The organism is Phormidesmis sp. 146-33 (genome assembly GCF_052939515.1).
Genome location: NZ_JBJPHU010000148.1, coordinates 1 through 14744 on the forward strand (window position 1 = coordinate 1; position 14744 = coordinate 14744).

At 46.7% G+C, this 14744-nt stretch carries 15 protein-coding genes; 10 read left to right on the plus strand and 5 right to left on the minus strand.

Annotated features, from left to right (window positions below):
* Positions 1–250: 250 nt before the first annotated feature.
* On the plus strand, positions 251–1492 hold the full coding sequence (locus ACJ2PR_RS31885; protein WP_446880017.1) for an ATP-binding protein: 1242 nt from the start codon (positions 251–253) through the stop codon (positions 1490–1492).
* A gap of 167 nt (positions 1493–1659) precedes the next feature.
* On the opposite strand, the gene ACJ2PR_RS31890 is transcribed toward ACJ2PR_RS31885, so the two are convergent.
* Positions 1660–2070 (minus strand): hypothetical protein, encoded by a 411-nt coding sequence (locus tag ACJ2PR_RS31890; RefSeq protein ID WP_446880018.1) that lies wholly within the window; start codon positions 2068–2070, stop codon positions 1660–1662.
* Between the two features lie 395 nt (positions 2071–2465).
* Here ACJ2PR_RS31890 and ACJ2PR_RS31895 point away from each other — a divergent pair, with 395 nt between their 5' ends.
* From ACJ2PR_RS31895 to ACJ2PR_RS31905, 3 genes are all read left to right on the plus strand, one after another.
* Positions 2466–2642: a hypothetical protein gene (locus ACJ2PR_RS31895; RefSeq protein WP_446858735.1), complete on the plus strand. Its 177-nt coding sequence runs from the start codon at positions 2466–2468 to the stop codon at positions 2640–2642.
* Positions 2643–2757: 115 nt separating this feature from the next.
* Entirely contained in the window at positions 2758–4383 is a 1626-nt protein-coding gene (locus ACJ2PR_RS31900) for a PRC-barrel domain-containing protein (protein ID WP_446880019.1), read from the plus strand.
* Positions 4384–5116: 733 nt separating this feature from the next.
* Positions 5117–6145 carry a YihY/virulence factor BrkB family protein gene (locus ACJ2PR_RS31905; RefSeq protein ID WP_446880020.1) on the plus strand — a complete coding sequence of 343 codons (1029 nt, stop codon included), beginning with the start codon at positions 5117–5119 and terminating at the stop codon, positions 6143–6145.
* Positions 6146–6159: 14 nt separating this feature from the next.
* On the opposite strand, the gene ACJ2PR_RS31910 is transcribed toward ACJ2PR_RS31905, so the two are convergent.
* Genes ACJ2PR_RS31910 through hpxO form a run of 4 tightly spaced genes read right to left on the minus strand, consistent with a single transcriptional unit; the run spans position 6160 to position 8407 of the window.
* Entirely contained in the window at positions 6160–6327 is a 168-nt protein-coding gene (locus ACJ2PR_RS31910; protein WP_446858732.1) for a PCP reductase family protein, read from the minus strand.
* A 46-nt stretch (positions 6328–6373) separates the two neighbouring features.
* The gene (gene uraD, locus ACJ2PR_RS31915) at positions 6374–6868 is read right to left on the minus strand and encodes a 2-oxo-4-hydroxy-4-carboxy-5-ureidoimidazoline decarboxylase (protein WP_446880021.1); all 495 of its coding nucleotides are present in this window, start codon (positions 6866–6868) and stop codon (positions 6374–6376) included.
* A 1-nt stretch (position 6869) separates the two neighbouring features.
* Positions 6870–7229 (minus strand): hydroxyisourate hydrolase, encoded by a 360-nt coding sequence (uraH, locus tag ACJ2PR_RS31920; protein ID WP_446880022.1) that lies wholly within the window; start codon positions 7227–7229, stop codon positions 6870–6872.
* A 14-nt stretch (positions 7230–7243) separates the two neighbouring features.
* Positions 7244–8407, minus strand: coding sequence for an FAD-dependent urate hydroxylase HpxO (gene hpxO, locus ACJ2PR_RS31925; RefSeq protein WP_446880023.1), 1164 nt, complete (start codon positions 8405–8407; stop codon positions 7244–7246).
* A gap of 410 nt (positions 8408–8817) precedes the next feature.
* Here hpxO and ACJ2PR_RS31930 point away from each other — a divergent pair, with 410 nt between their 5' ends.
* The 6 genes from ACJ2PR_RS31930 (at position 8818) to ACJ2PR_RS31955 (ending at position 14569) form a co-directional block, all read left to right on the plus strand.
* Positions 8818–10194, plus strand: coding sequence for a YncE family protein (locus ACJ2PR_RS31930; RefSeq protein WP_446880024.1), 1377 nt, complete (start codon positions 8818–8820; stop codon positions 10192–10194).
* Positions 10195–10208: 14 nt separating this feature from the next.
* Positions 10209–10706 carry a DUF305 domain-containing protein gene (locus ACJ2PR_RS31935; RefSeq protein ID WP_446868983.1) on the plus strand — a complete coding sequence of 166 codons (498 nt, stop codon included), beginning with the start codon at positions 10209–10211 and terminating at the stop codon, positions 10704–10706.
* Between the two features lie 183 nt (positions 10707–10889).
* Positions 10890–11654: a hypothetical protein gene (locus tag ACJ2PR_RS31940; protein WP_446880025.1), complete on the plus strand. Its 765-nt coding sequence runs from the start codon at positions 10890–10892 to the stop codon at positions 11652–11654.
* Positions 11655–11827: 173 nt separating this feature from the next.
* A complete protein-coding gene (locus ACJ2PR_RS31945; protein ID WP_446880026.1) occupies positions 11828–12421 on the plus strand; it encodes a cytochrome b in 594 nt (197 codons plus the stop codon).
* 4 nt (positions 12422–12425) lie between these two features.
* A complete protein-coding gene (locus ACJ2PR_RS31950; protein ID WP_446858724.1) occupies positions 12426–13118 on the plus strand; it encodes a response regulator transcription factor in 693 nt (230 codons plus the stop codon).
* Positions 13115–14569: an ATP-binding protein gene (locus tag ACJ2PR_RS31955; protein WP_446880027.1), complete on the plus strand. Its 1455-nt coding sequence runs from the start codon at positions 13115–13117 to the stop codon at positions 14567–14569. Before ACJ2PR_RS31950 ends, ACJ2PR_RS31955 begins: the two co-directional genes overlap by 4 nt.
* The last annotated feature ends 175 nt before the right edge of the window (positions 14570–14744 follow it).

Consider the following 14744-nt stretch of genomic DNA (forward strand, 5'->3'; position numbering starts at 1 on the left):
TGTATTGAGTTCTGGTACTGAATCCAGCGCCAACTAGATAAAGCGTTGCATTTTTTATGCTGTTTTGGATAGTCGAGGACGGGGGCGTTATTGTACACGTCCCTTCTTTGTTGCAGAAATAATTGCAAAAATAATTGATGTTAGACTATGCAGAATGTATGACTCCTTTAAGCTCCTCCTTATTCTTCTTAAAGTCACAGAGCGGTAATTGCAGAAGTGTTAGCTTAACATTTACTTTTTATGCAAGTTTATGCAAGATTTTAGTCAATTATTGTCCGACAAGGTAGAAACGATCGCTCAGTCCTGGATTAATGCTGTCTTTCGAGATGAACAGATCAAAAGTACTGATCATCTTTCCCGCAAGGCAGTCGAAGATCATGTTGCAGACGTGTTAGTTGCGCTCTCAACAGTGTTAGCAAAAACGGAAGTGAGTGATCTAGATACCATTGCAAAAGCCAGCTTTCAACATGGAGCACTCAGAGCAGAACAGGACTTTGATCCGACTGAAGTTGTGCGCGAATATCATCTGCTGCGATCGACGATCGTTGCTCACCTAAAAACCGAGTTACTTCAAGGAACGCCAGATGAACTACTGCGAGCCATTTCTCTAATTGATATGGTGGTTGATGCAGCGATTTCTCAGTGCTTTAAAAGCTATGTCGAACAACGACTACAAGAATTAGAGCAGGTGCAAAGTCAATTGATGTTAACTGTTGAAGAACTCGATCGACTGGTACATGTCAATCAAGACAGCCTATCCGTTTTGGCACACGAATTAAAAACGCCGCTTACGTCCATTATTGGCTACTCAGAACTGTTTTTGCGTCAGCAACAGCTCTCTAATGTCCCTTCTAATGTTAGAGATACCGCCCCCAGTCTGAGTCATATTGAACAGGTGTTGCGAAGTGGTCGATTGCTGTTACGTCTAATTAATAGCACGCTGGAGTGGTCACGCTACGAGCCAGGAAAAGTCGCCCTCAAGCAATCAACGGTGGAAGTACGATCGCTAATCCAGACTGTGATCGAGGTGATGCAGCCGCTTGCTGATAATAAAGGGTTACAGCTTTACATTGAGGATGAGTTTGCACCTGATGAAGTCACGATCGATGCGCTCAGACTGCAACAGATTTTAACCAATTTGGTGAGTAATGCGATTCGCTACACTGAGACGGGAGGCATCACGATCAAGGCGCATTTTCTAACCTCTCAGCACTGGTTGTTGAGCGTGACTGATACAGGTTTGGGCATTTCAGCAGAAGATCAGAGTCGCTTATTTCAGCCCTTTGTGAGAGCGAGTTTGCCGACAGGATTTCATCCGGCTGACAGTACGGGGTTGGGGTTAGCGATCGTTGATCGATTGGTCAAGTCATTACAAGGTGAAATTAGTCTTGTTTCGGAGCCTGGTAAAGGTTCGACTTTTAAGGTAACGTTGCCGATCGAGGGGGTTTTAGAATCAGACTTATTACCTTCTCAAGCCAAAACTGTTAAATAAGTTCAAGTTTTATTCTATTACAAAATCCCCAATCTCTTAAAGAAATTAGGGATCTGAGGTTTTGTTAAATTAGAAACGAGGGATAAAAGAACTTCCAGTAGTTTAGTAGTGTCAATATCCCCCTACAAAACTCCGAAGCAAGAGCGCTCTATTGAAGTGGCGTTAAGTTAAACGGCTCCTGGGCCTCTGCCACGGTCGTCTCTCTCCATTGTCAATTCACCTTCACTACCATCGTTAACTTCGGCGAGTTCGGCGGCGCGGGCGGCTTCCCGTTCTTCTTCTGCTTGACGAGCATCTCCGGGCACTTCGTAGTACATTTCTGGCTCGACCGCATAGTTGTTAACCAACCCTTCCTTGTCTACCGTGTAGCCATCTGTCGTGCGGATGCTTTCTGAGTCGGTCTGGTCATCCGTAGGCGCGCTGGCTTCCCGTTCTTCGGTGGGATGTTGTTTATAAAGTTCTCCTTCTCGTTCTTTGCGGGCGGCTGTCTCAGCGGGGACAATCCCACGATCGTAGGTGTCAAATTCGGCGCGCTCAGACGTATCGGTTGCAGTTTTCTTACCAGTTTCGTTAGCCATAATTGATGTCCTCATTAAAGAATAGTAATTGTCGCTCAATGGAAAGATTATGCCTTCTGTAACTTCAAACACACTATCTTGAGAGGGGAGTTATTTAATAAAACTCAGCTTTTTCTCTGTCTTTTGGCGTAGCTTTCAGCAATACTATGGTTTCTAGGGGATGAATATTACAATTCATAAATTACGGCTGAATAAAACATCGAAAAACTAATCATTCCTATCCATAAGACTTACATCTATTGAGAGGTGCGAAGCCTGTCAAGTTCTCTATACACTCACTGTATTGAGACAAACGTAAGAATCGTTAGAATCGTTTTTACTACATTCACCAGGTAGAAAACGCTTCTAAACACTGCTCTTTGATTTACTGAAACTGTATTACAGGGAGAAATACTATGCCGAGATTGGTGGGCAAGCGTTCTAATTCTGATTCGACGATCGCGCTATTTCTGTTGCTGGCGATCGCAGCGGGCACCTTTCTAGAATTTGCAGGCTATATCAATTTGATTCAAGGATTTGGGCGAGACGGTCGATATAACTATCAGCCAAGCCGAGTTGAAGAAGTGATTTAACGAGCTTAGTTCAACAGACCGTGAGAGTAACGAATATTCAATCTCTTGAAAGGCAAACCAGTCTGCCGCTCGGTAACTTCGAGAAGCTTTTAGTACAAATAGATAAGGAAAAGAGATGCGTAAAGGTAGTGATGTTCTGGGTAAAGTCATAGTTGCTTTTGACACAGGCAAACGAATTGCACGAGTGCAGGATCTCATTTTTGACCAGACTGCCAATCAGCTACTTGGTTTTTTAGTCACCGAAGGGAGATTGTTTCAGTCGCCACAGGTGGTTTCCTGGCAGAATATACAAGCGATCGGGCCAGATGCGATTGTGATTCCTGATAAAACTGCGATCGTTTCGGCAAAACGAGTTCCTGAAATTCAGTCGGTTTTAGTGAATAAACTGGTGCTGAAAGGAGACCGAATTTTGACGACAGATGGACGCTATTTGGGACTGATTGTTGACCTGTACTTTGATGAACAGAGCGGCACGATCGAAGGTTATGAAGCATCGGGTGGTCTATTTGCAGATGCTTATTCCGGACGATCGTTTATCCCGGCTCCCAAAACGGTAAATATTGGCGAAGATATTACGTTTGTCCCGCCCGAAACGGCTGATTTGATGGCGGAGCAGGTGGGCGGCATTCGGGGAGCAGTTCAAACCGCTACTAGCCGAATTCAAGAATCCACCGAAGTCGCAACCCAACGCCTTCAATCCGCCGCACAATCTGCCAGCGAGCGCCTACAACAATCTGCCGAAGAGACGAATCATCGACTCAAAGAAGTTGCTCAAACAACCCAACTACAACTTCAAGAAGCCAGCAGTCGCGCCAGCGATCAATTTGATCAAGGCAGTCAAAGTGCAGCCGCTTCGATCACCAATGCATTAGTAAGTCCAGAGGCGCAGCTAGAACATGTCGTTGGCAAACTGGTTGATCGTCCGATTTACACATTGGATGGGCTAGTTTTGATGGTTCAAGATCAAGTCGTTACGCTGTCTCTAGCAGAAGAGGCGCAGCGATTGGGTGTGTTAGATCAGGTTTATCGAGCCACTAACGGCAGCCTCACGGCAGAGATTAATCGGCAATTGCAGGAGTCTACTCAGTCAGCCAGCACCAGACTACAAGCCTTGTCTCGAAGTGCGATCGCTCAAGGCAGTGAGTTTGCCCAAACAATAATCGAACAAGCCAAAGGTCGGCGGGTTCAGCGAATGGTACGGGACGAAGACGATCGCATTATTGCGGCTCCCGGCCAGATCGTCACGGATCAAATGGTCGATCGCGCCCAATCTCATCGCCAAGAAGCGGCCCTTCTAGAATCTGTTGGCTTGCCTTCGCTGTCAGTTGTGCGTCGTCAGGCAAACGATACTTTTTCTAGTACCGGAACTCAGCTTCGAGAACAAGCGCTGATTGCTCAAGAAAATGTCAGTACGCTGTGGCAACAACTCAAAGAGCAGTTTATGACGCTTCAAAAACGGAGTGAGCGACTACAACACCAACAACGTATCGAATCGGCACTAGGACGACCTGTTACCCGCGTGATTTTAGATCCTCAAGACCAAGTGATCTTGAATGTGGGTGAGATTATTACGCATGAGGCGGTTCGGCGGGCAGATGCAGGCGGCGTTCTCAATATTCTGCTCAACTCTGTCTACAAAGAACACCCGATCATTGCAGAAGCCGAACTTCGAGCCTCTGAGCCAGGAATTGCCGCACTAGAACGACAAATTGAACGAGCCAAGGCACGATCGCACAATTAGGTCAAAACTGCTAAGTCAAGGCAATGTGCAAGTTTCTGATCAACGTCCCCCTTTTGAAGATTCCGTGTATAAACAAGTGGATTGTTTCCATTTGAGTCGGCTTCTGCCCCCTAAATCCCCCACGAGTGAGGGACTTTGAACCCCTGAGAAGTTTCTTTGCATTCTAGAAGCCTTTCTTTCTCAAAGTCTCCCAGAATGGGGGATTTAGGGGGCGGGGGATCTCGGCGATGACAGATCGATCGACTTGTGTGTACACGGTAGCTTTTGAAGAGGGATTAGGGGATCTCTAAACTGTGCCTCCAACGGTACGATTCCCCAACCCCCTTCAAACGGGGCTAGGAAAAAGTTACACATCGCCTAAGTCAGGAACTCACAACTTAGATTCCCGCAGGTGGGTCGGAATGTTTAAAGCTTCGGCTCACCTTTTATTTTGTATTGATGTGAATTCTATTGAGTTTTTTCGCTTCGTTGTGAACTGCTTCTGCCCCCCAACCCCCCAATCTGGAGGACTTTCAGACTAGATTTACGGTTCAAAGTTGCTCACTCGTAGGAGATTTAGGGAGCGGCTCGAATTGACAACCGGAGCGAGAGATTTCATCAAATTCACGTTTTATTGGCAAACTTATTCCGAAGAGCGGTGTTTTTGGCGATCGTTTCCCTTTCTCTAGACCGATGTGACTTGGGGTATCCGTAGTGGACGATAGGCCGTAAGACTGACGAAGGGAATGAGACGATGAAACTCAAAGATGTTGTAAAAATTCTCAAAGATACCGTTGCTGAGTGGAGTGAGGATAATGTTCCGCTACTAGCGGCGGCGCTGGCTTATTACACTGTGTTTTCGCTGGCACCCCTGTTGCTGATTGCGATCGCGATTGCCGGGGCCGTCTTTGGTGAAGAGGCCGCAAAAGGTGAACTGATTGGGCAGATTCAAGGATTAGTCGGTTCAGAAGGGGCAGAAGCGATCCAAACGATGATTGCTAATGCAAATAAGCCAGGATCAGGAGGAACGATCGCGACGATTACCGGGGTGGTCTTTTTGCTGTTTGGTGCGTCGGGTGTATTTGGTCAACTGCAAGCCGCACTCAATACCATCTGGGAAGTCAAACCCAAACCAGGGCAAGGAATCGGTAGCTTTCTACAATCTCGATTTTTGTCATTCGCGATGGTGTTGGTGATTGGGTTTCTATTATTAGTTTCCCTTGTGCTCTCAGCAATCTTAGCGGGCATCTCAAATCTGTTTGGCAACTTTGTTCCTAACCTTGTTATTGTCGGTCAGTTGCTTAATTTTGTGATTTCGTTTGGCGTAATTACAATGTTAATTGCAGCAATCTACAAGTTTCTACCGGATGTGAGAGTTCCCTGGAAAAATCTCTGGGTAGGAGCGGGTGTGACAGCGTTGCTGTTTAACATTGGTAAGTTTTTGTTGGGGCTTTATCTGGGAAGTAGCAGTGTTGGCTCGACCTATGGGGCAGCAGGTTCTTTTGTTGTCGTTTTGATCTGGGTGTTTTATTCGGCTCAGATTCTTTTGTTTGGGGCAGAGTTTACGCAGGTTTATTCAAAATATCGAGGCACGCCGATCGAACCATCCAAACACGCGGTTCATGTGCCCAAGGTGAATGAGCGCTCAGAGATGAAGATTCAAACCGAACGCCCCAAAAAGCAGTCTCACCTTGGACGGTACGCAGTCGGGCTAGTAGGTTCGATTGTGGCGCTTGCGGGCATTTCTCGTCCAAAGTCACAGCGGAGACGGCGCGTGCGATAGTTTAGTTGAATCACTTAACCAAACTGTTTTTTTGCCTGCTCGTACACTTCAACGGTGATTTGGCTGAGACCTGCTTCTTGAGCAAATTTCTCAATTTTTTTACGGGCAGCCGGACGCACAAAAAACGGAATTTCTTTCAGTCGGGCCTCTGCGTCACTTGTCCAAACGATCGCGTCACTCATTTCAGCTCTCCCATTCCTACGCAGACTATCATTACAGACTTTGCATTCAATCAATCAAATCGTGTAATCGAAACCGCGCAATTTCAAAAATCTCGGTCAACGCTTGCGTGATTTCTAGCTCGAATGAGTGGTGTAATCGTCGATCAAACGCTTCTAAAATAGTCTGCTTTGTATGGCTTTTAACCGCTACGATGAACGGGAAGCCAAATCGATCTTTGTACGCTTGATTAAGCGCTTGAAACTGGTTGTACTCTTCTAGCGTGAGGCGATCTAATCCGACTCCAGACTGCTCCTTGACAGATGCTTCGGCCATTTTTGTTTTGCTGCCCAGGTCAGGATGCGCCTTAATCAGCGTCAATTGTTCGACTTGAGTCATGTCATTTACAACAGCCATCATTTTTTGATGTAAATCGGTCACATCTTTGAAGGGTCGTTGATGCCAAACCTGATGAGCGATCGCAGGCGTATCTTCAAAAATAGCTCCCAATACTTCAACAAATTCGGGTTGACTGAGTTGATTGAGTTGAGCGATCGAGTTCATGTTAACTTCCTCGATAAGTGCTGTAAGACCACGGAGAAGTCAGCAGAGGCACATGGTAATGGAGAGTGGAATCTGCAATGCCAAACTGAATGGGAACGCGATCAAGAAAGGGCACCTCCGGCAACTCATCCCCTTTTTTGGCAAAATAGTCGCCCACCCAAAAGACAAGTTCATAGCGTCCTACTTTAAGTTCAGAGTCGGCTAGAAACGGGCGATCGGTGCGTCCATCAGTATTCGTTACCAGGGTTTTGAGGTGTGTTTTTTGGGATAGAGATTCGATTGCCCACAGTTCGATCGTCAGGTTTGCGGCGGGGCATCCGTGGGCAGTATCCAGAACGTGAGTTGTTAGTTTACCAGTCATAGTGATTTTTGCGCTCAACGCATTGGGCCAGCTAGAATCGTATTTGAGATCGCTTTCATGATGTTAGAACCATCTTCTTGCTTGAGTTCTTGATACCATTCTTGTGTTTTTTCTGGATCTTTGCCATGTGTCATTTCCGATCGCTTCCTGGCTTTTAAGACGACATCAGAAGTGCGTCCTTTGCGTTCTGATTCGTATCTGAGTAAAGCATCCTCTACGCTAATATTTGTGGTAATGAGATAGCGCGTAACGACTTCAGCATCCTCGATCGCTTGACAGCCACCTTGCCCAAAATCAGGAGCCGTACTGTGTGCCGCATCGCCCAATAACACGACCCGTCCTTTGGCCAACCGCTCTAACGGATCAACATCATGAATCTCAACTCGATTGGTACGCAACGGATCTAAACGCTGGATCAAAGTTTGTACAGGAGTCGCCCAGCCTTTAAAGAAGTCCATCAGTTCGGTTTGATGCTGTTCGGGTTGGCTGACGGTGCCCTTGGGAAGTGGGACATCAAAAAAGAAATAGAAGCGATCGCCGCCCACAGGCATCATCGAAGCGCGTTTGTGTTCACCGACATAGATTGCCCAACTGTCTTTGGGTGCCAAATCTTCGCTAATCGGAACTAGCCCATTCCAGTTGACATAGCCGACGTAGCGCCGTTCTGTAGGATGCCCTAACACGTATTGCCGAACGGTGGAATGAGTGCCATCTGCGCCAATTAATACATCGCCAGTCACGCGCTGGCCGTCTTCAAAAATCGCGGTTACTTGGTCGGCATTTTGTTCGACGGCAACTAGTTTAGCATTGAGTTGCACATTTTCTGCCCCAAACGCATCTAATAGCATCTGTTGCAGATCGGTACGAGCAACGGGGTAAGGGCGCTGTCCGACAGTATTGATCAACGGTGCCAAACTAAAATCGGTCAGCAACTCACCCGTCTGGCTGAAGTATTGCATTCGATCCATCTGTCCGCCGATGCTGGCGATCTCTTTACCCAGACCCAGACGATTCAGGACTTTGACCCCGTTTGACCAGAGAGAAATTCCGGCTCCAGCGGGACGCAGTTCTTTGACGCGATCGAAGATCTCAACCTGATAACCCACCTGCCGCAAGGCAATCCCCGTCGCCAAGCCGCCCATTCCCGCCCCGATAATGATCGCTTTGAGATGATTCATAGTGATGTGAAAAGACGACTAATTTGAATAAGGTATACAGTATACTTTCTGCGAATGCACGGCAAATTACTGTGATTTTAGCGACAAACGGTCGCGCGATCGCTTCACACAGCTTCCTGGCACAAATTCAGAAATTCACACTTTTTTAAAGTCTTGCTTAAACACTGGAACTCATCAGGCAAACCACACCTAACGCTTGAGCTTGATATCCCCCTATTTTGGAGATTCAATCATGCAACGAGTTCTAGTATTTAGCCTATCGATTCCTTGTGATTTATTGCAAGTTGCCATTGTCGTATACAGAACTGGCAGACCTCAGCCGCAGTTAGCGATCGTCGGAACATAGTTCCAGTCCAGAAGCAGCTTTTTCTTCAGCCTTCATTTAACTTTCATCACAATGGGAATTCACAATGGCTCTTACACGACGGCATTTTGTGGCAGGGACGGTCACGATCGCAACTGGACTCACAATGAATCAACTCACGGCTCAGTCCGCAAAACCTGGAACATCAACCGCAAAGGATTGCATCTTCATCTGCAACGAAGACTCTAATACTCTCTCTGTCATTAACCCTTTAATAAATCAAGTCGAAACGACAATCAACCTGACGAGTTTTGATGAAGATCCGCGTCCGCCCTTTCGGTTTGTCACAGGTGGAGTCATGCCAACGCAAGCTGCAATGATCGCTAAACCGCTTTATCATGGCGCAATTCACATTCATGGCTCGGCTCCTTCACCCGATTCGCAACTGTTGGCAGTGACAGGTCGAGGAACCAGCAATCTCTATCTGATTGATGTCGAAACCAAACGAGTGATTGGCAATCGAGCTAATTCCTTTACAGCACCAGACAAAGCCGTGAATTCAGACTGGTTATCCAGCGGTCTTTTGTTAGGTCGTGAACCCCATGAACCCACGTTTACTCGAAATGGCAAAGAACTCTGGGTGGCGCTGCGAGGTGAAAATCGGATTGCGATCGTAGAAGTCAAAGCGGCTCTCACTGCACTACAACAAGGCATCACAACGGGGGGCGTGAGACAGTATATTCAAACGCTCAACGGCCCTGCACAAATCTGGTTTTCACAAGAAGGTCAAACTGCTTTTGTCATTTCTCAAAAAGTGCCGTTGATCGAGGTGTTTGACGTGAATCCGGATGGCAATGGGTTGAGCCGTCCCAAGCTAAAAATGCGCCTGGATAACCGTGAATACGATCGCTTTGGCTTTACTCCATTTCAGAAAACTACGCCAAACGGTCAAGAAATTTGGTTTTCTCATAAACTTGCCGATACGATTTCAGTGCGAGAAACCAATGGTTCCTATCGGGTTTTGGATGTTTTTGCTTTGGGCGATCGTGCTCGTCCCAATCATTTAGAATTCGTTGAAAACGCTCAAGGAAAAGTCGCTTATGTCACACTTGCACGAGTGGATGATGACAGTTTGAGGGGCATTGCATCGAGTCAGGTTGTCATTATTGATCGATCGCAGCCTGCTGGAAAACGGCAAGTTATTGGTACATTTTTCACCCACGGACGAGAGGCGCATGGGCTGTGGACAAATCCGGAGAATACTCGTCTCTATATCGCCCATGAACAGGATGAGTTGCCGGGTACACCTGCGGCGGGACAAACCGTCTGCACTGTCTTCGATGTGTCAAAACCCCACAAACCAGCCTTCATCGCTCAGATCCCATTAGGTGAATTAACACTGCCCTCTGGTAAGTTACGCAACAAGAAAAGTATCAATCTTGTTTATGTGCGTCCGGGAACTTCTAGCCAAACTGCCGGATGATTTGGAGGTTTATCATGATTCGTCATTGTTTTTTTCAAGGTCTTTTCCAACGTCTTTTTCAACTCTTAGCGATCGCGCTCATCTTGTTAAAACTCCAACCATTTCCAGCACTTGCCGATGAGTTAAGTCACCCTCATTTTCGACATTCCAAAACTTCTAGCCAAGTTAGTCAATTTGTAGCTTTCTCCAAAGCGATGGAGGTTGGGATGAAAAAAATGATGACCGAAATGCATCAGATTGACACAATAGGCGAACCAGATATTAACTTTCTCGCGATGATGATTCCACATCATGAAGGGGCTGTAGAGATGGCGCGGCTTGTTCTACTCTACGGAAGAGATCCGCTTGTTCGTCAACTTGCTGGAGAAATTATCGCTTCACAACAAGTGGAAGTTGCCGCAATGCAGGCTCGGTTACTGATGCTCAAAAAAGGTGAGAACTTAGAGCCAGACGATTTCCCAGCAATTCATGGAACACGCGGAATGGCAATGCTAGATTCGTTATCTTACTAATTGCGATCGCGTTATTAAATGGATTCATTTTGAACATTGCAGATGACAGATTCACAGATTTTTAAAGTTTCTCCTTCAATCTAAAGTTAGACAGCAATTCTCATGTTCTGTCGCTAACTTGCCCAGGAATTAATGATGATGAAACCAATGCAGCTAGTTGAATCTTACAGGACATATGGAAGCTTGAGTGATGGACTTTCCACTAACATTGCCAAACAGCCTTTCCAAGATCCAGTATTTGAGTCGGGCATCTCTGCTTTTAGACGCAGTAGTTTTAGTCTAGGGAACCAGGGGAATGACAGTCTCTCTGGCGGACGAGGTAGAGACTTTCTTTTAGGAGAAGCAGGCAATGACCAATTAGATGGTGGAAACGGCAATGATGTTTTGATTGGCGGACTTGGCAATGACAGTCTACTAGGTGGAAAAGGGCGTGACATTCTTTTTGGTGGTGAAGGAATCGACACGCTGACGGGGGGCAATGGCAGAGATCGGTTTGTGATAGCTGGCAACGTTTTTTCTGGAGGAACACCAGTCCTTGTTGGCACCACTGGCATTCAAGCTCTCAACACTCCTGATATCATCACCGACTATCAGATTGGGAGCGATCAGTTTACTTTCAAAGGGAGCGACCTCGGTATTGATCAGATCAATCTTCAAAAAGGTATTACTTCAGAGATCGCGGGTGATGGTAACTTCATTGTGATGCTTGACCCATTTCCCAATGCTGCGTCTGCTGCAAGCGCGATCGCAGCAAATAATGCCATCACAGCGACTGAAGGGGTATTTGTTTATTTCAACACAACCCTTGGAATTAACCGCCTCGTCTACTCTCAAGATCTTGGCAACGGTGGAACGATTAGTGTCCTTGCCAATCTCACCAATCAGGCTGGAGATGCAGGGCTGCAAAGCTTAAACAGCTACTCTAGTAGAGATTTTAGCCTGTTCTAAACGTTCTGTCTTGATCGCATCTGAGGGGTAGCGATTGAGTTACCTCTCAGCTTTTTGCGTTTTGAATATTCGCTTTCCCTTCGACAAAATTTTCTGTACATTCACAGATTTTTAAAGTTCGTTTAGGAACATCAGAGTGAACGATTCAAAGCTGAACAAAGGAGACAAATTCCATGACTCGAACGGTAGCGATCGACTCAACGAGACGAACAACGAGTGCCTTCAAACAGCTTATGTCCTTACACTGGATCATGGCAGCTTGTTTTCTGCTGGTATACCTCACTGGCGCGATCGTGGCTCGGCTTCAGACAGGAGCGTTTTATACTGGCCCAAAAGGACTGCTCTCTTTTTTACACCAATCGATCGGAGTTTTGGTGATGATGTTACTCATTGCTCGGATTTCTCTGCTCATTCGGGTTGTCTGGAGCAAATACTCGCGACGTTTACCCACTCCTACAGACAATTGGATACTTAAGTTTATCCTGCACACTGTTCTCTATGGGTTCATGTTAGTTGCTCCCATAACGGGCTTTCTGATTGCAAACTCTTACGGCAGTCAGGTGCCTTTTTTCGGACTTGCAACAGTCACTCCCATCTTTACCAAAAACAACGCAGTGGTTGAAACTGCTAGAAGCCTACATTTTTGGCTCTCCTATCTGTTTCTTGCTTGCATCATTTTGCACATTCTGGCGCATTGGAACATCGTCCGTAGCAGTGGGCAGCAGATTCAAACTACGATATCTAAGATGCGGTTCCATCACAAATAAACCTATGGCTGCTACAACTGTTTTGCTGGTTGACGATGATACGAACCTGTGTGAAACCATACAACTTTACGTAGAGCGGGAAGGATGGCGCTGTTTGGTGTCACACAACGGCACAGATGGCACGGCTCAAGTTCAGCGTTTTCATCCAGATTTGGTTGTGTTAGACATTATGCTGCCAGATTTGAATGGATTTCAAGTGTGTCAAGCTTTGCGTAAAGCAGACTGCTTTGTTCCGATTTTGATGTTGACCGCACGCGCTGATGAAAGCGATCGCGTTCATGGTTTAGCAAGTGGTGCTGATGATTATCTGACTAAGCCCTTTAGCGTTAAAGAACTGATTGCGCGGGTTAGAGCGCTGCTAAGACGCAGCTATAGCGTTGGCTATCGGGATGTGCGACGGGCGCGGGGAATTGTGATCGATCGCGACCAGCGGCAGGCATTTCTAAATGGCGAATTACTTGATTTGCGCGGTAGAGAGTTTGATCTGTTGGCACAGCTAGTTAATTCTCCTGGACGGGCTTATAGCCGCGAACAACTGCTAGAACACATTTGGGGCTATGACTTTGAGGGGGATGTCCGAGTCGTCGATGTTTATATTCGGAAGTTGCGGGAAAAAATTGAGCTAGACTCGGCACACCCAAGTTATCTACAAACGGTTTGGGGGGTAGGCTATCGCTTTGTCGTGGGGGAAGTATGAAACCGTGGCAGAGTGTCTCCACTCGTTTAACACTCACGCTGCTAACGGTGACATTAGGCAGTCTCATTGGGCTGTCTTGGATATTGGATTCAGCCCTAAAGCAATTTTTTGTTCAGGATGCTCAGGCGAGTTTAGAGCGACAGTCAACCGTATTAGCAGCCCAACTTTCGGCACAGCCAGGATCGTCACTCGCTCGTCAATTATCTGACCTTACCAGCCAACAGCAGAAAGTTCAGGTAATAATTCTTGACCCATCTGCAAACGCGCAAGTCATGAGCCAGGGAGTCGCAGATTCAAGCGCGATCGAGCTTCCTTCAGACCCTATTACTAAAGCGCTGGCAGGTTCACCTCAAGCTGGGGAGTTTTGGGTCGCGATCGATGCCCAGTATCCTTGGTGGCTTTACAGTACGGCTCCGATTAAACGGGGCGATCAAATCATTGGTGCAGTCTATGTGGCGATGCCGCTCAAACGACCAAGGCAGTTTGCTGAACAAGTGAAAGGTATTGTGATGGGAATCACTATTGCAGCGACAGCGATCGCTATCACGACCGGACTTCTGCTATCGCGTACTGTGACACGCCCCCTGCAAACACTGCACCGTCAAACGCAGCGCCTTGAGGCTGGGGACTATACCGCTCGTTCTTGGCTGAAAGGAAATGATGAACTTGCTCAACTCAGTCATCTGCTAAACCAAATGGCGGACAAACTGGTTGAAACGCTTGCAGCCCTCCAATCTCAAGAAGCAGTGCGTCGAGAATTAGTTGCGAACGTCTCCCACGATTTGAGAACGCCGCTGGCCACATTGCGGATTGGACTAGAAGCCGTGATCGATGGGGTGGTGGATGGTGAGAAAGCACAGCAGTATTTGAAACGCGCTTGCCGCGAAACAGATTATTTATCTCACTTGGTTGAGCAGTTGTTGTTATTGGCAAAAGCAGATGCAGGACAACTTCAGATTCAACCAGAAGCGGTGTCTGTGGTAGCGATCGCCCAAGAATGTTTCTCTCGAATGCAAGCGTCTGCGAATAAAGCAGGACTGGAGCTAAAACTGTGTGTCAAACAAACACCACCAGCCGTGCAAATCGACCCAGCCTTGACAGGGCAAGTCATCATTAATTTACTAGATAATGCGATTAAGTATGCCTCTGATGGAAAGGTTGTTTCTTTGAACATTCTTTCTCCGGTAGAGCAGAATCAGAAATACTATGTTCCTCTCCAAGTCCAAGACTACGGGCACGGAATGGCTGCTGATGCCATTAGTCGCGCAACTGAGCGATTCTACCGAGGAGACAATTCTCGCCCTAGAGGGGGAATGGGGTTGGGATTAGCCATCGCTCAACAAGTCTGTCACTTACAGCACGGAAGTTTGCAGATTAAAAGTGAAATCAATCAGGGAACTGTGATTACATTGTTCTTACCGATCGCAGTGATGGTAAACACTTCTGGTTGATCTCGATCGCGCGGCCGACTGTACTTGTACTAATGCGCTCTAAGGAATTCAAACTCTAGGGACTTATCCACCTGTAAATCTGCCGATCGCTCAAAATTGCGCTTACAATAAGATGCTGACCAATACAAGAAAATTTGATGCAAAAAACGTCGTCTCTGCCTTCGGCTTTAGTCAT